The organism is Paenibacillus tabacirhizosphaerae (genome assembly GCF_040812395.1).
Classification (GTDB): Bacteria; Bacillota; Bacilli; order Paenibacillales; family NBRC-103111; genus Paenibacillus_E.
Genome location: NZ_JBFNXH010000021.1, coordinates 50,429 through 70,013, shown reverse-complemented (window position 1 = coordinate 70,013; position 19,585 = coordinate 50,429). Strand labels below are relative to the sequence as shown.

Annotated in this window: 21 protein-coding genes, 2 tRNA genes, 2 rRNA genes and 1 riboswitch; of the genes, 16 read left to right on the top strand and 9 right to left on the bottom strand. The window is 46.2% G+C overall.

All coding sequences use genetic code 11. From position 1 onward, the window contains the following. The 12 genes from ABRS97_RS24950 to ABRS97_RS24895 all read left to right on the top strand — a co-directional run. A 23S ribosomal RNA gene (locus ABRS97_RS24950) occupies positions 1–109 on the top strand; the annotation flags it as partial. 143 nt (positions 110–252) lie between these two features. Next, a 5S ribosomal RNA gene (rrf, locus tag ABRS97_RS24945) occupies positions 253–369 on the top strand. Positions 370–475: 106 nt separating this feature from the next. Then, positions 476–1,687, top strand: a complete 1,212-nt coding sequence (locus ABRS97_RS24940; RefSeq protein ID WP_367818474.1) for a putative glycoside hydrolase — start codon at positions 476–478, stop codon at positions 1,685–1,687. Between the two features lie 121 nt (positions 1,688–1,808). Next, positions 1,809–3,266 carry an IMP dehydrogenase gene (guaB, locus tag ABRS97_RS24935; RefSeq protein WP_367818472.1) on the top strand — a complete coding sequence of 486 codons (1,458 nt, stop codon included), beginning with the start codon at positions 1,809–1,811 and terminating at the stop codon, positions 3,264–3,266. Between the two features lie 118 nt (positions 3,267–3,384). After that, positions 3,385–4,725: a D-alanyl-D-alanine carboxypeptidase family protein gene (locus ABRS97_RS24930; protein ID WP_367818470.1), complete on the top strand. Its 1,341-nt coding sequence runs from the start codon at positions 3,385–3,387 to the stop codon at positions 4,723–4,725. Positions 4,726–4,845: 120 nt separating this feature from the next. Beyond that, complete coding sequence (pdxS, locus tag ABRS97_RS24925; RefSeq protein WP_367818469.1) at positions 4,846–5,727, top strand: pyridoxal 5'-phosphate synthase lyase subunit PdxS; 882 nt, start codon at positions 4,846–4,848, stop codon at positions 5,725–5,727. After that, a complete protein-coding gene (gene pdxT, locus ABRS97_RS24920) occupies positions 5,727–6,305 on the top strand; it encodes a pyridoxal 5'-phosphate synthase glutaminase subunit PdxT (protein ID WP_367818468.1) in 579 nt (192 codons plus the stop codon). Before pdxS ends, pdxT begins: the two co-directional genes overlap by 1 nt. Before the next feature lie 91 nt (positions 6,306–6,396). Next, entirely contained in the window at positions 6,397–7,677 is a 1,281-nt protein-coding gene (gene serS, locus ABRS97_RS24915; protein WP_367818467.1) for a serine--tRNA ligase, read from the top strand. A gap of 81 nt (positions 7,678–7,758) precedes the next feature. After that, a tRNA-Ser gene (locus tag ABRS97_RS24910) sits at positions 7,759–7,843 on the top strand. A 119-nt stretch (positions 7,844–7,962) separates the two neighbouring features. Continuing rightward, a complete protein-coding gene (locus ABRS97_RS24905) occupies positions 7,963–8,307 on the top strand; it encodes a hypothetical protein (protein ID WP_367818466.1) in 345 nt (114 codons plus the stop codon). 21 nt (positions 8,308–8,328) lie between these two features. Then, on the top strand, positions 8,329–8,493 hold the full coding sequence (locus tag ABRS97_RS24900) for a hypothetical protein (protein WP_367818464.1): 165 nt from the start codon (positions 8,329–8,331) through the stop codon (positions 8,491–8,493). Positions 8,494–8,496: 3 nt separating this feature from the next. Further along, the gene (locus tag ABRS97_RS24895) at positions 8,497–8,652 is read left to right on the top strand and encodes a small acid-soluble spore protein P (protein ID WP_367818462.1); all 156 of its coding nucleotides are present in this window, start codon (positions 8,497–8,499) and stop codon (positions 8,650–8,652) included. 255 nt (positions 8,653–8,907) lie between these two features. On the opposite strand, the gene ABRS97_RS24890 is transcribed toward ABRS97_RS24895, so the two are convergent. The 9 genes from ABRS97_RS24890 to tadA all read right to left on the bottom strand — a co-directional run bounded on the left by ABRS97_RS24890 (position 8,908) and on the right by tadA (position 15,083). Further along, positions 8,908–10,059 (bottom strand): hypothetical protein, encoded by a 1,152-nt coding sequence (locus ABRS97_RS24890; protein ID WP_367818461.1) that lies wholly within the window; start codon positions 10,057–10,059, stop codon positions 8,908–8,910. Continuing rightward, positions 10,056–10,538, bottom strand: coding sequence for a hypothetical protein (locus ABRS97_RS24885; RefSeq protein ID WP_367818460.1), 483 nt, complete (start codon positions 10,536–10,538; stop codon positions 10,056–10,058). The genes ABRS97_RS24890 and ABRS97_RS24885 overlap by 4 nt, the downstream gene beginning before the upstream one ends. Next, positions 10,535–11,116 carry an RNA polymerase sigma factor gene (locus ABRS97_RS24880; protein WP_367818458.1) on the bottom strand — a complete coding sequence of 194 codons (582 nt, stop codon included), beginning with the start codon at positions 11,114–11,116 and terminating at the stop codon, positions 10,535–10,537. Before ABRS97_RS24880 ends, ABRS97_RS24885 begins: the two co-directional genes overlap by 4 nt. Positions 11,117–11,209: 93 nt before the next feature. Further along, positions 11,210–12,418 (bottom strand): MFS transporter, encoded by a 1,209-nt coding sequence (locus ABRS97_RS24875; RefSeq protein WP_367818457.1) that lies wholly within the window; start codon positions 12,416–12,418, stop codon positions 11,210–11,212. A gap of 105 nt (positions 12,419–12,523) precedes the next feature. Beyond that, a complete protein-coding gene (locus ABRS97_RS24870) occupies positions 12,524–13,363 on the bottom strand; it encodes a stalk domain-containing protein (RefSeq protein WP_367818455.1) in 840 nt (279 codons plus the stop codon). A gap of 95 nt (positions 13,364–13,458) precedes the next feature. Continuing rightward, on the bottom strand, positions 13,459–13,875 hold the full coding sequence (locus ABRS97_RS24865; RefSeq protein WP_367818454.1) for a type II toxin-antitoxin system HicB family antitoxin: 417 nt from the start codon (positions 13,873–13,875) through the stop codon (positions 13,459–13,461). A gap of 94 nt (positions 13,876–13,969) precedes the next feature. After that, the gene (locus ABRS97_RS24860) at positions 13,970–14,155 is read right to left on the bottom strand and encodes a type II toxin-antitoxin system HicA family toxin (protein WP_367818452.1); all 186 of its coding nucleotides are present in this window, start codon (positions 14,153–14,155) and stop codon (positions 13,970–13,972) included. A gap of 338 nt (positions 14,156–14,493) precedes the next feature. Next, positions 14,494–14,567, bottom strand: a tRNA-Arg gene (locus ABRS97_RS24855). Between the two features lie 78 nt (positions 14,568–14,645). Beyond that, a complete protein-coding gene (tadA, locus tag ABRS97_RS24850; RefSeq protein ID WP_483312498.1) occupies positions 14,646–15,083 on the bottom strand; it encodes a tRNA adenosine(34) deaminase TadA in 438 nt (145 codons plus the stop codon). A gap of 292 nt (positions 15,084–15,375) precedes the next feature. Beyond that, positions 15,376–15,463: riboswitch (cyclic di-GMP riboswitch) on the top strand. A gap of 104 nt (positions 15,464–15,567) precedes the next feature. On the opposite strand from tadA, the gene ABRS97_RS24845 reads away from it, so the two are divergent. From ABRS97_RS24845 to prmC, 4 genes are all read left to right on the top strand, one after another. Then, complete coding sequence (locus ABRS97_RS24845; RefSeq protein WP_367818449.1) at positions 15,568–16,302, top strand: PilZ domain-containing protein; 735 nt, start codon at positions 15,568–15,570, stop codon at positions 16,300–16,302. 79 nt (positions 16,303–16,381) lie between these two features. After that, the gene (ychF, locus tag ABRS97_RS24840) at positions 16,382–17,482 is read left to right on the top strand and encodes a redox-regulated ATPase YchF (protein ID WP_367818447.1); all 1,101 of its coding nucleotides are present in this window, start codon (positions 16,382–16,384) and stop codon (positions 17,480–17,482) included. A gap of 44 nt (positions 17,483–17,526) precedes the next feature. Further along, a complete protein-coding gene (gene prfA, locus ABRS97_RS24835) occupies positions 17,527–18,603 on the top strand; it encodes a peptide chain release factor 1 (RefSeq protein ID WP_367818445.1) in 1,077 nt (358 codons plus the stop codon). Continuing rightward, positions 18,603–19,493 carry a peptide chain release factor N(5)-glutamine methyltransferase gene (gene prmC, locus ABRS97_RS24830; RefSeq protein ID WP_367818444.1) on the top strand — a complete coding sequence of 297 codons (891 nt, stop codon included), beginning with the start codon at positions 18,603–18,605 and terminating at the stop codon, positions 19,491–19,493. The genes prfA and prmC overlap by 1 nt, the downstream gene beginning before the upstream one ends. The last annotated feature ends 92 nt before the right edge of the window (positions 19,494–19,585 follow it).

The following is a 19,585-nucleotide window of genomic DNA, read 5'->3' as shown; positions in this document are numbered from 1 at the left end:
ATTTCCCAGTATGTAAGACCCCTTGTAGACGACGAGGTTGATAGGTTCGAGGTGGAAGTGCAGCAATGCATGCAGCTGACGAATACTAATCGGTCGAGGGCTTAACCAAAACAATCCCAAGCAAGTGAAGCAGAAGCTGACGAAGCGATTGCCGAATACTTGATTGGGAGCCAGAACACAACTGGTTCAACAAATACCTACTTTACGCAAGTTTCGTATCTAGTTTTCAGGGTGCAACATGCACTTTGACTGTTTGGTGATGATGGCGGAGGGGATCCACGCGTTCCCATCTCGAACACGACCGTTAAGCCCTCCAGCGTCGATGGTACTTGAACCGCAGGGTTCTGGGAGAGTAGAACGTTGCCAAGCAATTTGTAAAAGAGTCTTTTTTGGATGAATTTCCAGAAAGACTCTTTTTTTATATCTTTATAAAGTAGCTTATTAAACCATACTAGCCTTATGAGGAGGGATTTGTATGGGTAAAGGGAAATGGTTAGCAAGATGGCTAGGATTAGTAGTTATCTCTAATCTATTTGTATTTGTATGCTTAGGATGTACTGCGGAACCGGAAGTCACGAAGAAGATTACATCAAATCATGCTGTTATACCTCCATCCAATCTAGATCATTCATTGCCTGCCCCTGCTCTAATTGTAGAGCAACTAACTCCACTTTCTGTTGAGCTGCCAGTTAATAAATCTCCAAAACAAAAGGTTAAAGGGATTTATGTATCCGCGTGGTCAGCCGTAGGAAGCAAATTTGAGCAACTCCTTGATTTAGTTGATCAGACAGATTTGAACGCAATGGTAATAGATGTAAAAAATGATTCGGGCCAAGTTACATATTCATCAGCTATTCCCATGGTCAATGAAATTGGAGCCAATAGCCATGTTATTATAAGCGATTTGAAAGCAAAGCTAATTAAATTGAAAGAAAAAGGTATTTATACCATTGCTCGAGTGGTCGTTTTTAAGGACCCATATTTAAGTAAAAAGAAAAGTAAATATGCCATGATGACCCGCACAGGCCAGATTTGGAAGGATGCGAAAGGAACGGCATGGGTAGATCCCTATAAAGAAGAAGTATGGGATTATAACATACAGATTGCCAAAGAAGTCGCGGATTTAGGCTTTGAAGAAATCCAGTTTGATTATGTAAGATTTCCTGAGAACGGTAATAATCTGAATCGAGAAGTGGATTTTGACAACCCCAAGCAGATGTCGAAATCGCAGGTTATTGAAGGTTTTTTGAGAAAGGCGAATGAACGGCTTGGTGGACAAGCATACTTATCGGCTGATGTTTTCGGTTTGACCACTTCTTCTGACAATGATATGGGAATTGGCCAAGATTGGTCTAAAATCAGCAAACAGGTGCATTATATTTCTCCGATGCTGTATCCGTCGCATTATTCGAGTGGTATTTACGGAGTCAAAAATCCAGATTTACAGCCCTATGCAATTATTAGTAAAGCTATAGCTGATGCCGTCACGAAGAATAATCGATTAAAGCAATCTAGCGGAGAAATTGCTGAAATTCGTCCTTGGTATCAAGATTTTACAGCAACTTGGGTGAAGCCTCACAAGATTTATGGCAAGGAAGATGTGCAAGAGCAGATAAAAGCAGCGAAGGAACAAGGTGTTGAGCAATTTCTGATATGGAACTCCAGCAGCACCTATTCATATCGTTAACGGAATCTTCTTATTCATGGAGTTGCCACGTGGGGAGAGCCCCCTTTTCCTTGACACGAAAAATAGGGTTTTGTTAAGATAAGCACTAATATATACACCTGAATAAGGAGGAATTTGTGTTGTGAGGGAAGATAAGTTTGGTAAGGAAGGTTTAACTTTTGATGATGTGTTGTTGGTGCCGAGAAAATCCGAAGTGTTTGGGAAGGAGATTGACGTTTCCACGACGCTTGCGCCTCAGGTGAAGTTAAACATTCCTTTCATTAGCTCAGCCATGGATACTGTTACTGAATCTGCTCTTGCAATTGCTATGGCTCGCGAAGGTGGCATCGGGATCATTCATAAGAACATGACCATCGAACAACAAGCCATTGAAGTGGATCGTGTTAAGAGATCGGAGAGCGGGGTCATTACGAATCCTTTTTCCCTTACACCGGAACATCATGTCTATGATGCGGAAGAGCTCATGGCCAAGTACAGGATATCAGGTGTACCTATTGTGGATGAGTCCAACAAGCTAGTAGGAATTTTGACCAATAGAGATCTGCGATTTGTGCATGATTACTCGATTAAAATCAAAGAGGTCATGACCCGTGAAGAATTGGTAACTGCACCCGTCGGTACCACGCTTCAACAGGCAGAAGGTCTTCTGCAAAAACATAAAATCGAAAAGCTACCGCTAGTCGATGATGATTTCAAGCTTAAAGGCTTAATTACGATTAAAGATATCGAAAAAGCCATCCAATTCCCTAATGCAGCCAAGGATTCCCTGGGACGTTTGCTTGTTGGAGCTGCTGTGGGCGTTTCCAAGGACGTGACGGAGAGAGCGGCTGCGCTTGTGAAGGCGGGTATTGATGTTATTGTTGTAGATTCTGCTCATGGCCATCACATTAACATTGCAGAGACTGTGAAGAAGCTTAGAGCAGAGTACCCGGAATTACCTATCATTGCAGGTAATGTAGCAACTGGTGACGGCACGCGCGATTTAATTAAGGCTGGGGCCTCCATGGTCAAAGTTGGTATCGGACCGGGTTCTATCTGTACGACGAGAATTATTGCAGGGATTGGTGTGCCTCAGATTACAGCTATTTATGACTGTGCCCAAGCTGCAGCGGAATTTAATGTACCTGTAATTGCTGACGGCGGGATTAAATATTCAGGTGATGTGGTAAAAGCTATCGCAGCCGGCGCTGGTGCGGTTATGATCGGCAGCCTTTTTGCTGGAACGGAAGAGAGCCCGGGAGAGTCTGAGATTTACCAAGGTCGTAAGTTTAAGGTCTACCGCGGTATGGGATCACTAGGCGCCATGAAGGAAGGCAGCAAAGATCGTTATTTCCAAGAGAACGAAAGCAAACTAGTTCCTGAAGGAATCGAAGGTCGTGTAGCCTACAAAGGACCTATGGCAGATACGGTTTATCAATTAGTCGGTGGTTTACGTTCAGGGATGGGGTATTGTGGTGCCCGCAATATTCAAGAACTAATCCATGATACTCAATTCGTTCGGATTACAGGTGCAGGATTAAGAGAAAGTCATCCACATGATGTCCAAATTACGAAAGAGGCGCCGAACTACTCGATGTAATCGTCACAGAAATGATAAAAAAGAAGACGTAGGTGTTTGAACCTGCGACTTCTTTTTTTTGTCTAATAGGGTGTGTTACAATATAACGTGTCATTAAATCGCCAGGGAGAGTGAAATCGTGAGATTATGGAGTTTGACGAGAAAAAAGGTTGCTTTAGTACTAGGTATAAGTTTATTAGCTCAATCCTTCCTTTTACATATACAACCAACCTATGTTCAGGCAGAAGGAACAAAAACACCAACAACTACAACGGCTGCAACCCCAACGCCAGTAAGTAATGAGCCTAAACCGGCAGCGAAATCGGCAATTATTATGGAAGCAACAACGGGAACGGTTCTCTATGAAATGAATGCGGATGAAGCCCTTCCGCCAGCGAGTATGGCCAAGATGATGACGGAATATTTGGCTATGGAAGGCATTAAAGAAGGCAAGTATACATGGGACACTAAGGTGACAGCAAGTAAAAATGCTGCTGACGTTATCGGTTCCGGGCAGTTGATCGCCGAAAATGAAACTCTGACATATAAAGATATGTTTAACGCGATGTCCATTTATTCAGCAAATGACGCATCAGTTGCTTTTGCGGAAACTATAGGAGGCACCGAGGAAAACTTTGCGAAAATGATGAATGAAAAAGCCAAGCAGCTCGGTATGTCGGATAAGGCCCACTTCATTAGCGCAACTGGACTGTCTAGAGCCGATCTGAAAAATCCACCTCAATCTATTGAGGGAGAGACGCTTATGACCGCTCGTGATGCAGCTATTCTCGCCTATAATATCTTAAAGGACCATAAAGAGATTCTCGAATTCACGAAGATACCGTCATTAAAGCTTAGACCTACAGATAAATCAGCTATGATTAACTGGAACTGGATGTTGGAAGGAAACCAGAATAATACGAATTTTAAAAAATATGCGTATCCAGGCCTTGATGGCTTGAAAACAGGTTCTACGGATGATGCGGGTTATTGCTTTACCGGAACTGCTGAGCGTAATGGTATGCGCCTAATTACCGTGGTCATGGGCACTAAGACAGAGCCGGAGCGGTTTAATGAGACTCGGAAGCTGCTCGATTACGGATTCAATAATTTCGAAATCAAGCCTTACCTTAATGCGAAAGCAGAAATAGATTCTTTGAAAACTGTAAACATTAAGAAGGGCGTTCAAACTCAGGTGCCTCTCGTAACTAAAACGGGAATGACGTTCATTGCTAAGAAAGGCGCCAAAGATACAGATTTCACTTTAACGGCAGAGCCTCTTGAAGAAGGCAAGCTAGTTGCTCCGATAAAGAAGGGCGATCCGCTTGGAAAAGTGAAAGTGACCTATAACGGGCAGGAAAAAACAGTGGATTTGATCGCGAATGATGATGTGGAGAAAGGCAGCTGGATCCGCCTGTTGTTCCGTTCCATCAAAAACTTTTTTGGTGATATGTTTAGTGGGATTAAGGGGTCTAAGTAGACCAGAAAATGGGTTGTATATTGCCCCACCATCCTGTAAAATGAATGTTTAGAAGTTTACTATCGAATCGTGTAGGGAACTGCATGAAATTGTTATAAAGGCATAGGAGGAACGAAAGAAATGGAAACTGGAACATCCCGCGTTAAAACTGGTATGGCCGAAATGCAAAAGGGCGGCGTCATCATGGACGTTATGAATGCTGAGCAAGCGAAAATCGCTGAGGCTGCTGGTGCTTCCGCAGTTATGGCGCTTGAGCGCGTACCTGCTGATATTCGGGCTGCTGGCGGTGTATCCCGCATGGCTGATCCGACTATCGTTGAAGAGGTTATGAAAGTTGTCTCTATTCCAGTTATGGCGAAAGCCAGAATTGGCCACTTTGTAGAAGCGAAAGTCCTGGAATCTCTGGGCGTTGACTATATCGATGAGAGTGAAGTACTGACGCCTGCTGATGAGGTTTATCATATCAACAAGCGTGATTTCACGGTTCCATTCGTTTGCGGATCTCGTGACCTTGGAGAAGCTTTGCGTCGTATCGGCGAAGGCGCTTCGATGCTTCGTACAAAAGGTGAGCCAGGAACAGGTAATATCGTTGAAGCTGTGCGTCATATGCGTATGATTCAAGGGCAAATTCGCAAAGTGCAAGGCATGTCTAAAGATGAGCTGATGTTTGAAGCAAAAACATTGGGCGCTCCTTACGAACTGCTGCTGCAAGTACACGAAACAGGCAAGCTGCCTGTCGTTAACTTTGCTGCGGGTGGTGTGGCTACGCCTGCTGACGCTGCACTTATGATGCACCTCGGGTCGGATGGTGTTTTCGTAGGTTCAGGTATTTTCAAATCGGATAGCCCCGAGAAGTTTGCAAAAGCGATCGTTGAGGCTGTTACGCATTACACGGATTATAAATTGATTGCAGAAATTTCGAAAAACCTCGGTACGCCGATGAAAGGTATCGAAATTTCCAAATTAGATGCTTCTCAACGCATGCAGGAGCGCGGCTGGTAATGACGAAGATTGGGGTTCTCGCGCTGCAAGGCGCGGTAGCAGAACATATACGCGGTATCGAGAAGGCCGGCGCTGAAGGCGTCATTATTAAAAGAACAGAGCAGCTTGCTGACATCCAGGGGGTTATTATCCCTGGAGGTGAGAGCACGACCATCGGAAAACTCATGCGCACTTATGGTTTTATTGATGCGCTAAGAGAATTCTCTGCGGCTGGCAAGCCGGTTTTCGGTACTTGCGCAGGCTTGATTGTGGTTGCAAAGGAGATCACCGGTCAACCGGAGGCTCATTTGGAACTGATGGATATTACGGTTGCTCGCAACGCATTTGGTCGTCAACGTGAAAGCTTTGAGACGGATCTCGCAATCAAGGGGATTGACGAGAACGTACGGGCTGTTTTCATTCGCGCACCACTGATTGAAAAAGTGGGACCCGGTGTTGATGTACTGGCCACCTATGATGGCCAAATCGTAGCCGCGCAGCAAGGGCATCTTCTTGCAGCGTCGTTTCATCCAGAGTTGACAGATGATTTCCGGATGCATAGCTACTTCTTGGACATGGTAAAGCAAAGACAAGCATAACGAATGGTACAAGCACCTCTGCATAACCGGTTCTCCGGGAAGGGTGCTTGCTTCCATATTCTAACCATTTTGCGCTAACGGAGGAATCTCCTTGTTTGATGTAAAGTTACTTCGAAGTGATTTGGCAGCTGTACAAGCTGCTATGGCAAACCGCGGAAAGCAGATCGATGAGCTGAATGGCTTTACCGCATTAGATGTGAAGCGAAGAGAGCTTCTGCAAGAGACGGAGCAGTTGAAAAACCGCCGCAATACGGTTTCGCAAGAAGTCGCCGGTCGTAAGAGATCCGGTGAAAATGCGGATGAGTTGATTCAAGAAATGAAGGTCGTCGGCGATCGTATTAAGGAGCTTGATGATGAGATTCGTGTCTTAGACGAGTCTTTACAGCAAGTTCTGCTATCGATCCCGAATATGCCTCATGCAAGCGTTCCCGTAGGTCTTTCTGAGGAAGAGAATGTGGAGATTCGCCGCGTTGGCGACATCCCGCATTTCGATTTCGAAGTTAAACCGCATTGGGAAGTGGCGCAAGAGTTAGGCATTCTTGATTTTGAAGCGGCAGCTAAGGTGACGGGCTCGCGGTTTGTGTTCTATAAAGGGCTGGGCGCAAGGCTAGAGCGAGCGTTAATCAATTTCATGATGGATCTTCATAGCGATGAACATGGCTATGAAGAGATGCTGCCTCCCTATATCGTGAACCGCGAGAGCTTAACGGGGACAGGTCAGCTGCCCAAATTTGAGGAAGATGTCTTTAAGATCGAGAATTCCGAATACTTCTTGATCCCTACAGCGGAAGTGCCTGTAACGAACTATCATCGTGAAGATATTTTGACAAACGAGCAGCTTCCGGTTAACTTTGTCGCGTTTAGCGCATGTTTCCGTTCGGAAGCCGGTTCTGCCGGTCGCGATACGCGCGGCTTGATCAGACAGCATCAATTTAACAAAGTTGAGCTTGTTAAGTTCGTTAAGCCCGAGGATTCCTATGATGAGCTTGAGAAGCTTACAAGCCATGCTGAGCGTGTTCTACAGCTGTTAAAGCTTCCATATCGCGTTCTATCGCTTTGTACGGGCGATATTGGCTTTACGTCCGCTAAGACGTATGATCTCGAAGTATGGCTGCCTAATAGCGGCGTGTACCGCGAGATTTCGTCTTGCAGCAACTTTGAGGATTTTCAAGCGCGTAGAGCGAATATTAGATTCCGTAGAGACGCGAAGGCGAAGCCGGAGTTTGTCCATACGTTGAATGGTTCAGGTCTGGCGCTAGGCAGAACTGTAGCGGCAATTCTTGAAAATTATCAGCAAGCAGACGGAACGATTGTAGTTCCAGATGTGTTAGTTCCTTATATGGGCAACGTGAAAATCATCGGAAATAAATAGGGCTTGATTCTACCTAGCTTTCTGTGATACAATGATTTTTGTCACTGGACGAGGTCGTCTCCTTGATGGAGACACCTGCATGGAGAGGTGGTCGAGTGGTTTAAGGCAGCGGTCTTGAAAACCGCCGAGGTGCAAGCCTCCGTGGGTTCGAATCCCACCCTCTCCGTATACATACCTTACAAAAAGTCATGCGATTCTTCGAGAATCGTGTGGCTTTTTTTGTTAGACGGTCATCTGGATAAAAGACGCGGCGCTTTCGCATTTTAAGGATGTGGAGGTGTTACAATGAAAATAGACAAGCTGACAATCGATCAGTCCCAGCTGGTGGAAGAGTGGAAGACGATGCTGCCTAAGCAGCTAGAAGTGGCTGATAAAGCCCGCATTTGGGCTGATGAGGCAGATCCACAGGCGCTCCGTGTTCACATTATTACGGCCGGACATACCGGGTATACGATTGATTTTAAAGTGACGTATGTAGACGATAGAGAGGTCAAAGTTGAGCTCACCGATGTGCAACAAGGCACGACGCATATTGATGAGCACACGGACATTATTCAAACCCTTGTGGACGATTATGTCCGCCACATTCATGAATGCGCACAGGCGCTACAGCAGGTTACACATGTCTAATTGCGCGGAGGGACAAATTCAATGACTAAGCAAAAGAGTAGGGATAAAAATTTGCAGAATGTCGTTAAAGATCTGGACGACCAGACTGTGGTGAATAGTCATCAGGCACAGCAGGTGCAGCAGGATACGAACGACCGGAGGCATCAAGATGCACTTAATCATGACGACCACAGAGGAGTGAGGTAAGCTATGTCGAAACCCAGAGCATATTCTGCCGGAGACAGTATAGCGCAAGATAACGAACAAAACGGTTCTGATCAGAACCATGCACCAGAAGCATTATCAGGCTCGAAGAAGGTCAAGAATCGTAATCATTCTAAGCAAAAGCAAGCAAAGGGATCATGAGCCAAAAATAAATATTTACAAAATGTTTAAAATCCATGAAGCCGGACATACTATTATTGTCGGTGAGCAGAGAGGTGTGGTTCCGTTGGAGCATTCCGCGAAACAACCGTTGCATAGAGGACTTTCATACCTGTTATAATCAGGCTGGAGGGGATGTGCCAAAGACACTTACCGTGTTTTATATGCAGATTTTCCTAAGGTTTAACGTGTAACAAGGTTTAAAAGAAATCATCAACACCGACAAAAAAAGAACCCTTAGAGGTTCTTTTTTTCGTTAGTATTCAAGGAATCCAGCGTTGGAGGAGAGGATTGTTTTTTCTTGTAAAAGAGCAGCCGAATTCCAACGCCAATGAGAATGACAGCTACGATAGCGGTCTGTCCGATATTATTGATCCAATAGACGTAGTTGGAATGAGGAAAGAAACGAGATAAGAATTGTACGACAACCTCTTTGAACACATAGTATCCGCCAAGGACAATGAGGATGACTCCAATCACCCGATGGTAGGAGGCCCAATTTTCGATAAGTGGCTTATCGACCAAGGTACCGTTCTCGTATTTGTTGATGTGCTGCAAGGCATCGAAAAAACTAAAGAACCACAGAATTGGAATCAAGAAAAAGAAAAGGGACAATCTTAGGACATCCAACACGTATACCGAGAACAAGAAGAAAGCCATAAGTTGAATGCCGCGCTTGGTCATATTCAGATACAGGTGGGCGGCGCCAGGAAAGATCGCGATAATCGTTGCCAGTGTCCGATTTTTGCGGCCATAATCATCGGAGAAATGAAAATCTTCGAACATGCTTCGATCGATAAGCTCTAAGCCCGCTTGCTTGCGATCTAGTTGTTTTAACGCATCAAACATGGAATAGAACCAAAGGACGGGCATGGCTAAAAGAAAGGCGACGAATCCCTCATTGTTAGTCATGGCTGTAATGAAAAAGACGAGAATGGCTACTCCGAAGAAAGAAATCATCGCGGTTAGACCCCGCTGCATGAGGCCAATTTGGAAATGACCCAGCCCAGGAATGAAGGACATCAGCATGATGCGTGTTCTTTCTTGTTGTTGCTGCTGTTTTGCAGCATAATGGTTAGCCTCCCATTGAGGCTGCGCCGGATCGTACGGCGTAGCACCTGGTACTGGTACGCCATAAGGCTGGTATCGGAGTAGGAGAATAATCATATCGACCATGTTTACGACCCAAATTAACGCTGCAAAGAAACCGAAAAGTATAAAAATTTCAGTATCATGATTCGTGACTACAGCCGTAAGGAACATCAAGAAAAGGGAAGCGAAGAAGCCACCTCCGTAAATGAAGGCACGGAACAAACGGTGCATATAAACATGACCAAATCCGGGCAGAAAAGAAAGCAAGAAAGCGACTAAGCTGCTTTTGTTATTCAAGGGCGGGAACCTCCTTTGTCTTTATCATTTTGCCATGTATCGAACCAAGTTAATGTTTTATTCAATAGTTGATCGGAGATCGGCTGCTGATCTTGTTGTAAGGAGGAAGGAGCTTTCACATCGTGTATGGAAGAGATTCCTCGAGAGAAGCCGACTGCGTCCAATTCTTGCGATAGTCCATGGAAAAAGCCAGTAGCGACAAGAATGAGTGTTGCTGCGGCTGCAATACCGTAATGGAAGACGGTTGAACGGTACCAAGGGATTTTGGTTCGAATCGTGCGAAGGATGATAGAGTCAACGAATGATTGTGTATCGATTTTCATCATCGGAAGTAAACTAGCTGATTGTTCCATGCATCCCATGTAGATGGATAGACAGACATCGCATCGATACAAATGGAGCTCCATCTGGGCCATTTCATCTGCCATAATACGTTCTTCCAAGTAATCCATCCATGCTTGCTTCTCATAATGTGTCATATGAAATCCTCCTCCTTCCAGTTTTTACGAAGCCACTGCTTGGCCCTGTACAGCTTGGATTCCACGGTTTTCACCGTTACGCCTTGAGCGGCAGCAATATCTTGATACGTCTGATGATGTAAATAGTAGGCCGTTAGAACATCTTGATAATTTGCGGGTATCTGATCTAATTTCTCTCGCACAAGATGGGCTGTTTCATTCATGACAACCTCATGTTCGAGATCATTAAAATGATGAGCGATTGTATGCTGATCAGGATCTTCGATCTCTGCAGTCATTTCTTCTCTCTTCCTGCTTGCTGAACGTTTGAAATCAATGGCTCGATTCACCGCGATGCGGGTCATCCATGTTTTCAGGCCTTTCATTTGATACTGAGGAAGAGAGAAATAAATCCGGGTCCATACATCCTGCGCCAAATCTTCAGCATCTTTAGGATGCCTCACAACGGCGTAGATAGTTTGAAATAAATAATGACGATAAGCCGTGACGAGTTCACGAAAGGCGGACTCATCGCCATCTAGTATACGTTGTACAAGTGTATCTTCCTGAATACTCTCCTCCTCCTCTCCGCAATACATAGACGAAGGTAATATTGACTATCCCTGCACCGGTATCAAAAGAAAAAACGAATCCTGCGATCCGTTCTAAAATTTTATCGTACATGAGGTCGGTTACATGGATGCTGTAGGTGAATTTGCCTCAGTTTGCCGTACGTTTGGCTCGCTGCGGACAAACCATTGAGCGAGAAGAGCGCTGAGGATGCCCAGTACACCGAGTACGATAAATCCTTGACTGAGCGCGAACCAGTCGCCAATGATGCCCATAAGCACCGGGCCTGCGAACATGCCCAGACCGTATATCGCTTGGAAGAATCCCATCGCCGTCGCCCGTTTATCCGCGGGCATATGCTTTATGCTCAGAGCCATCAACACGGTGAAGGAAAGCCCTCGCCCAAACCCGGCTATCGCCTGAGAGATCATAAGTACTCCCAGGTGGTGCGTGAACGGGATTGTAAGTGTAGATAGGCCCATGAAGGCAAACCCCCAGACAATGACCCGCTTCTCCCCAAACTTATTCGCCCAGCGTCGTCCTCCCATCAGAGAGGCAATAGCTACGGGTAAATTAGTGGAAAACGTGAGCAAAGATAAGCTAAACTTATCTGCACCTAACGCTGTCGCATATACGGGGGTAAAGCCAAACACAGTAGCAAATATAAGGACTTGCGAACATATAGCAAGCAGAGACACGAACAAGAGCGTGCGATCCGTAGCGACCCCGCCGATACCTCGCAGGGTAATCTTAGGCGCGTCCGCTTCGACCTTCTCGACAAGAAAGAGAGAACCCAGTAATCCTAACGCCCCGAGTACAGCACCCATAACGAACGCTGCTTCCCAGCCCATAGAATCGGCCGCCCAACCCGCCGCAAGGATGCCCAGCATTTGCCCTAAAGAGTTGAAGAAGGAGATCGTCCCGATCGCTTTCGTCGAGTCTTCGTGTTTATAGTAGCTTGTGAACAGCACGGTAAAATCGACCCATGTCGCCGCCGCCGCGCCAGCGAGTGCCCGCAGGAGAAGGATCCATGTAAAATCCTTCGTAATCCAGAGGCCAAGCCCGCTAAGGCCGGTAAAAAGCAGACCGAATGTAATGAACAATTTTCGTTTATGGAATCTGTCGGAAAGTACGCCCACCGGTATTCGCAGCAACATCTGCGAAATGCCGTACATGCCCACAATCCATCCTGCGAGCTGGTGGTTGCCACCTAGAAATTCCACATACGGCGCCATAATCGGAACACTCGTATACATAGACATCCAGAACAATACAGTTACCGCGCAAAATAAGGGTATACGAAAAGAGGAGGGTGATTTGGGAATTGTCATGAGAGATGCTCCTTTCGAGATACAAAAACAAACAAAGGGATTTCCAACCCGAAGTTGTAATCCCTTTACTTTTATTAGCTAGATGAGAACATGATCTGTGTCTCATTATTGCTGGCAGTGATTTTCTTTCAAAGCTTCACTCATACGTTCTTGTAACTTGTTTTCATATTGTTCTAAGCCTTTTGTGTCTGTGCTTCCACTTTGGTTATGCGAAATCACAGCATCTTGCATTTGTTTCGTATACGCAGCCATAAATTCCCTACAAGCAGTACCAGTGGATAAGGAGTTGTTCTTTGGTGTCGGCGTAGGTGCCACCGGTGGCATATTCGGCGCAGACAAATCTGTCGTTGCAGAAACAATTTCATGCCGCCATTTCATCATAAATTCATATTCAGACAGTTTCTTTTTAGCAAATTCCTCTGCATCAGCTTTATTAATGATAAAAAAATCAATTGTTTTATTATTATGAATTCGGTTTACAACAAGTAGTTCAGCAGGAGAAGTTGAAACGAAACTTGATAAAGCAATTATATGATCATTGTCCTTATTAGAATCATTAGATTGTTCTAGATCCACTTTCAAATAGGAACCATATTCGTTATAGATAAGCTGTATATTTTTAGCGTCGTAATCCGCAGCTTTAGCTTTAAGTAACTGGAGTTTAGAGGTGAAATCCTCGACAGGGTTCGGAAAAGTAAGATCAACCGTATACGTGTCAGCATCCCACTTTACAGAGGCACCGGCTTGTTTCAGTAAGTACAGGGGAACCAATGTGCGCCCATCGCGTATAGTAGCAGGCACATCTTCAACTTTCAGTTCTTTGCCTTGGGACAAAACATTAACAATCGGATCGCCATTATAATCACCGTGAATACTTGAGGCGCTCACTATGCCACTAAAACAAAGAAATAATAGAGTGGTAGCGAGGATCTTCTTTTTTCTCATAAAATAATTCCCTTCTGCGTAATCTGCTTTATATGACGCACACGTCAATTGGAGGATTTATTTATGCAGAAATGAGCTATCCAAGCAATCTGGATTTATGGGCGCTTGCTCACGCCAAGGTGCGTTTTGAGCGCATCCTGTAATATGTGCGAATAGTTAACGTTCTGCTCGGCCGCAATATCGTCGAGCCACTTTGGAATCGTCAGCGTTTTCTTAACGGCTCTATTCGCCATCTTATCGCGGAAAGGCGGCATCCATACGTCGATGAGTACAAGCGTCTGTTGCGGTTCGAGATCGTTGCGCAGGATTTGCGTGGACGAAGGCTCCGGAATCTCGTCTCCATCGGATTCCATGCCGAATAGGTGCAGCGCCATACACTCGCGAGCCATGCGTAACGCTTCTTCGTCAGTGTCGCCGCAAGTAATCGCGCCGCGTAAGTCGGGAAATGTTACAGTAATACCGTCGTCTGCGTAATCAAAGATCGCGGGGAATACGTATCGGTCTTTTTTCATTTAATTTATCCGCTCCTCTTATTTAAAATGATAATCATATTGTTATCTATAGCCCAAGCGATAATCTATTATATTAATCCCGTAGAGGAAGGGGCTATTTAAGCCCCGCCTGTTTTAGGATGCTATGTACCGTTTTGATCGGTAAATCTTTATTCGGATGGGGGATAGTGACGCGTCCCTTTTTGGTCGGATGCTTGAACTGCTTGTGGCTTCCTTCATGATTAACCTCGTACCATCCATCGCGTTCGATCATCGCGATTAACTCCCGACTACCCGCCATCACGTCAACTCCTTTCCATATACCTATAATAGCACGTATTTTTACACGTGCAAATACGTTTATGCGTATTTTTACACGTGATTCTTATGAAGAAAATAGTTCCGTCAAGCTGGCGTTATAACTACCCTTAACTACGGACTTACCTTTCCGCGGCTCTTCGCGCAAACAAAACCTCCTACGTATACCGTAAGAGGTCGCATAAATCCGTTATGATAGCGAAGAATTTAAGACACACAGTCTCGTCCATTTTCACGTATAAACTGTGTACCTTGCGAAGGCCTATCCGTTATATTCAACGTTAGCTAAACGTTAATCTACCGCGGATTTGTGTTAAATGACGCGCCCGATACGATTCGAACGTACGACCTACAGTTTAGGAAACTGTTGCTCTATCCTGCTGAGCTACGGGCGCATAGCAAGAATTATGATAGCACGAAGCCTTTCGTGGCGCAAGCTTTCGGAGGATGACATTATTCGTTGAAGCGCAGTACTATTCTTTGCCGCGCAGCTTACGAAAGAAAGTGGTGAGCAGCGAAGCGCATTCTTCCTGCATAACGCCGCTTATCACATCTACTCGGTGATTAAACCGTTCTTCTTGCAGCAGATTCATTAGGGTTCCGGCGCACCCTGCTTTGGGATCCGTAGTACCGTAGATGACCTGCGGGATGCGTGACTGCACAATGGCTCCCGCACACATCGGGCAAGGCTCCAGAGTCACATATAGCTTGCAATCGAGCAGCCGCCAGGCCTGAAGATGTTCACTGGCTTGCTTGATAGCGATCATCTCTGCGTGAGCGGTTGGATCCAGTGTTGTTTCGCGTAAATTGTAGCCGCGGCCAATGATGGTATCGTTATGTACCACAACAGCCCCGATGGGGACTTCGCGGATAGCTTCAGCTTTGAGAGCCTCTATGATGGCTTCTTTCATCCATGGCAAATGTTCATCCACAGGGGGACACCTCGCAAACTTTTGATTATCCACATGTGGATAAGAAACGAACAAGTATTCGTTGTTAACAACCTGTGGACAAGTGTGTGGATAAGTCGATAAGTTGTGGATATATGTTTTTCATTGTAGGCACTCTCTATGCGTAATGCAAGGAAGACCTATAGCTATGAAGGGCAAATTAGCAAAATAGATTGAAAAAACCAGAAAAAATAGGTATACTACAGGTAATCAATAGGTCTTTTAGACCACAACTTGTAAAATTACATAGCAGGTTCGATAATAGCAAACTTGTCGAAAGGCAAGGACGCAAAGCTGAGGGTCTAAAGTTCCATTGGAACTATGACAGCCTGGTTACCGAAGATCATTGCTTTTCGATTGAGGTAATAGGCTGTTCCCACTGAGATGGGACGGTCTATTTTTATTTTAAATCAAAAATGGTTGCAGAGAGGATGTGGAGACCAGAATGGCGAAACCGCAAGAACTCATGAAGTTTTACGGAAGTAAGGAAGGTAATGACGCGGATGTTCTCATTGAAAGCAGGGCAGTGTTGTCTAAGAAAGATTTCGTTTCGACGGGCGTGATCACCTATTCACTGGGCGAGATCATGGAGCTTGAGATGCCTCAATCCGAAGCTTTCCAATTAGGAGATAAGGTTAAGGTGACGATTTATTCGAAATCAGGCTTGTTCGTATTCGATACGACCGTGGTGGCGAAAGATCAAGGTTCGGTCGTTATCATTAACCCACCGGAGAATCGGAAAAAATTTACGGAAAAACGTGAGTTCCCGCGTATCGATGTTACCCAGGACGGATTACTTCACAGCGTTCACGATCTGCGTAAACAGAACAAACACCAATTTGAAAATCCGGTTGTTATCTCGATTAAAAATATTTCGCTGAGCGGGGTTGGTTTTACAATCCTTGAAAATTCCATTGTAGATAAAATTGTAGAGAAACACTTGCATCTGGATGTAGAGCTGGATTTGGGCTTCTCTATGGCGTGCAAGACGGAAATTGTCCGCAAAGAAAAATCGGAATCGGGCATTTATTATGGGGCCAGGTATATTGACGTACCGGACATGAAAACGAACGCGCTCAGAGCCTTTATTCTTAAAAATCAGATTGAAATGTACTTCGATCACAAGAGAAAAGCCGAATATAAAAGCCAATTGGAAAAAAAGTCTGCGGCGAATCAATAGCCTGCAGGCTTTTTTTTGACTTGCAAGTGCTATATAATGAATATGGATCATTTTCGAAAATTAAGGAGTTGTAACTACAATGGCTTTGAAAGCAGGAATCGTCGGTCTACCGAATGTAGGAAAATCGACATTGTTTAACGCAATTACACAGGCGGGGGCAGAATCTGCGAATTATCCGTTCTGTACGATCGATCCGAATGTCGGGGTAGTAGAAGTACCGGACGAAAGATTGCAGAAGCTGGTGGAGATCGTTGTGCCGAAGAGCATTGTTCCGACTGCCTTCGAATTCGTCGATATTGCGGGTTTGGTGAAGGGCGCGAGCAAGGGCGAAGGGCTTGGAAATAAATTTCTGGCACACATTCGTGAAGTGGATGCCATTGTACACGTTGTCCGTTGTTTTGTGGACGAGAATATTACGCACGTTTCCGGGAAGGTTGACCCGGTAGGCGATATTGAGACGATTAATCTTGAGCTGATTTTGGCAGATATTGAATCTGTAGAGAAGAAGCTGGATCGTTCCCGTAAAAACCTGAAAGGCGGCGATAAGAAGGTTGTTGCTGAGGTTGAATGTTTGGAACGGATCAAAGAGGCGCTTTATGAAGATAAGCCGGCACGCAGCATTGACCTGAGCGATGAGGAAAAGTTAATCGTGCGTGATTTGCACTTGTTGACGATGAAGCCTGTGCTGTATGCAGCAAATGTTAGCGAGGAAGAAGTAGCATCGGCCGATGAGAATCCTTATGTGAAAATCGTCAAGGAATATGCGGCGAAGGAAAACAATGAAGTGGTTCCGATCAGCGCCAAGGTCGAATCGGAAATTGCTGAGCTGGAAGACGAAGAAAAAGCGATGTTTCTCGAAGAGTTGGGACTTCAAGAGTCTGGCTTGAATAGATTGATTAAAGCGGCTTATAAGCTGCTTGGTCTGTACACGTACTTTACAGCTGGCGTGCAGGAAGTAAGAGCTTGGACCATTCGCAAAGGAATGAAAGCACCGCAAGCCGCTGGCGTCATTCATACGGATTTCGAGCGTGGCTTTATCCGTGCGGAGGTTGTATCTTATGACGATCTTATCGCGGCAGGTTCGATGAACGGTGCGAAAGAAAAAGGGCAGCTTCGTTTGGAAGGCAAAGAATATGTCGTACAGGACGGCGATGTGATGCATTTCCGATTTAATGTGTAAAATAAAGTAAACAACCTCAAAAAAGATAAAAGGAGTGATCCGATATGTTAGATCGTTTGCAGGCAGTCGCGGATCGCTATGAGAAATTAAGCGAACTGCTGTGTGACCCCGATGTGACTAGCGATACGAAGAAGCTAAGGGAGTATTCCAAAGAGCAATCCGATCTTCAGGAAGCTTATGATGCTTATATCGAATATAAGAGTGTAAGCGAACAGTTGAGTGATGCGAAAGTGATGCAAAACGAGAAGCTGGACGAAGAGATGCGCGAAATGGTCAAAATGGAGATCGAAGAGCTTAGCGAGCAAGCTGCACAGCTGGAAGAGAAATTGAAAGTGTTGATGATGCCGAAGGATCCGAACGATGACAAGAACGTTATCGTCGAAATTCGCGGCGCCGCCGGTGGTGATGAAGCTGCGTTGTTTGCGGGAGATTTATACCGGATGTATACGCGCTATGCGGATGGCCAAGGTTGGAAAACGGAAGTGTTGGACGCTTCTTTGAACGATTTGGGCGGATTTAAGGAGATTATTTTCATGATTACGGGCAAAGGCGCTTTCAGTAAGCTGAAGTTCGAGAGCGGCGCGCATCGTGTACAACGTATTCCTGTAACGGAATCTGGAGGTCGTATTCATACCTCCACGTCGACGGTAGTTGTCATGCCGGAAGCCGAGGAAGTCGAGATCGAAATTCATGATGCGGATATTCGTGTTGATACATTCTGTTCCAGTGGAGCGGGCGGTCAGTCCGTTAATACGACGAAATCAGCAGTTCGGGTTACACACGTGCCAACGGGGATTGTAGCGACATGCCAGGATGGCAAATCGCAGAACTCAAATAAAGAGCAAGCGCTTCGCGTGCTTCGTGCGCGGATTTCCGATAAATTGCGCGAGGAAGAAGAAGCGAAGTATGCTGGCGAGCGTAAAAGCAAAGTCGGTACGGGCGATCGCTCTGAGCGTATCCGTACGTACAATTTCCCGCAAAGCCGGATTACCGATCACCGTATCGGTTTGACGCTGCATCGTTTGGAAACGGTGCTGAACGGAGATATGGGGGAAATCGTGTCTGCACTCACCATTGCGGCGCAGTCGGATTTGTTGCAAAACGGGGAGCAAGCGATGTGATGTCGACTGCTGGTAAAAGCATTAGAGAAGCCTATGTTGAGGCTTCTTCTTTTTTGGGGCAGCAAGGCGTAGCGGAGGCTGCGTCTTGTACGGAGCTCCTGCTCCAGCACCTATTGGGCTGGAGCAGGACAGAACTGCTGTTCCGCTGGCAGGAACAGCTGCCGGCTGAGTTGGCGGAACCATGGCACCAACTGGTGGAGCGGAAGGCCGCGGGTGAGCCGGTTCAGTATATCACCGGCGAGCAGGAGTTTTACGGCCTTCCGTTTGCCGTTAACGGCGCGGTACTGATCCCGCGGCCGGAGACCGAGCTCCTCGTGGAAGCTTTGCTCCACGAGGGCTCTCGTTTGTTCCCGCAAGGCGCTCCGCTTCTTGCGGATGTAGGCACCGGGAGCGGAGCCATCCCGGTGACGGTGGCGCACGCGCGCCCTGCGTGGCGCGTGGCGGCCAGCGACATCTCCGCGGCAGCGCTGGAGATGGCTCGCTTGAACGCGCAGCGGCATGGCGTGGCTGCGCGGGTGGAGTGGCTCGAGGGCGATCTCCTCGAGCCTTATATCAAGCGCCGATTGGCGCCGGATATATTGGTGTCGAACCCACCCTATATTCCGGACGGCGATCTGCCGGCGCTTCAGCCGGAGGTGCGGCTGTATGAGCCGCACACAGCTTTATTCGGCGGTGTCGAGGGACTCGACCTGTACCGCCGGATGATCTCGCAGCTGCCGCAGCTGCCGCGAATCCCGACCATAGTCGGGTTCGAGGTTGGCATCCGGCAAGCGGAGGCTGTGGCGGCGATGTTGCGCGCCGCCGCCGACTGGGACGAGATCCGATTCGTACCGGATCTCGCGGGCATTGATCGCCACGTGTTGGCGATTCGTGAGCGAGACCGGGCATAGCGGAAAGTCTTGACTCTCTCATCTACGAAGCAAAAAAATGATAGTTTACTAGGTTTAGCCCCTTCTCTTTTTGCCCATACTGATTTGTAGAA

Bases quoted from the DNA above. Each gene is read 5' to 3' on its own strand.
- ABRS97_RS24940 (WP_367818474.1), top strand. From the start codon at position 476: ATGGGTAAAGGGAAATGGTTAGCAAGATGGCTAGGATTAGTAGTTATC.
- pdxS (WP_367818469.1), top strand. From the start codon at position 4,846: ATGGAAACTGGAACATCCCGCGTTAAAACTGGTATGGCCGAAATGCAA.
- pdxT (WP_367818468.1), top strand. From the start codon at position 5,727: ATGACGAAGATTGGGGTTCTCGCGCTGCAAGGCGCGGTAGCAGAACAT.
- ABRS97_RS24905 (WP_367818466.1), top strand. From the start codon at position 7,963: ATGAAAATAGACAAGCTGACAATCGATCAGTCCCAGCTGGTGGAAGAG.
- ABRS97_RS24900 (WP_367818464.1), top strand. From the start codon at position 8,329: ATGACTAAGCAAAAGAGTAGGGATAAAAATTTGCAGAATGTCGTTAAA.
- ABRS97_RS24895 (WP_367818462.1), top strand. From the start codon at position 8,497: ATGTCGAAACCCAGAGCATATTCTGCCGGAGACAGTATAGCGCAAGAT.
- ABRS97_RS24885 (WP_367818460.1), bottom strand. From the start codon at position 10,538: ATGACACATTATGAGAAGCAAGCATGGATGGATTACTTGGAAGAACGT.
- ABRS97_RS24880 (WP_367818458.1), bottom strand. From the start codon at position 11,116: ATGTATTGCGGAGAGGAGGAGGAGAGTATTCAGGAAGATACACTTGTA.
- ABRS97_RS24875 (WP_367818457.1), bottom strand. From the start codon at position 12,418: ATGACAATTCCCAAATCACCCTCCTCTTTTCGTATACCCTTATTTTGC.
- ABRS97_RS24870 (WP_367818455.1), bottom strand. From the start codon at position 13,363: ATGAGAAAAAAGAAGATCCTCGCTACCACTCTATTATTTCTTTGTTTT.
- ABRS97_RS24865 (WP_367818454.1), bottom strand. From the start codon at position 13,875: ATGAAAAAAGACCGATACGTATTCCCCGCGATCTTTGATTACGCAGAC.
- ABRS97_RS24860 (WP_367818452.1), bottom strand. From the start codon at position 14,155: ATGGCGGGTAGTCGGGAGTTAATCGCGATGATCGAACGCGATGGATGG.
- tadA (WP_483312498.1), bottom strand. From the start codon at position 15,083: ATGAAAGAAGCCATCATAGAGGCTCTCAAAGCTGAAGCTATCCGCGAA.
- ABRS97_RS24845 (WP_367818449.1), top strand. From the start codon at position 15,568: ATGGCGAAACCGCAAGAACTCATGAAGTTTTACGGAAGTAAGGAAGGT.
- ychF (WP_367818447.1), top strand. From the start codon at position 16,382: ATGGCTTTGAAAGCAGGAATCGTCGGTCTACCGAATGTAGGAAAATCG.
- prfA (WP_367818445.1), top strand. From the start codon at position 17,527: ATGTTAGATCGTTTGCAGGCAGTCGCGGATCGCTATGAGAAATTAAGC.
- prmC (WP_367818444.1), top strand. From the start codon at position 18,603: ATGTCGACTGCTGGTAAAAGCATTAGAGAAGCCTATGTTGAGGCTTCT.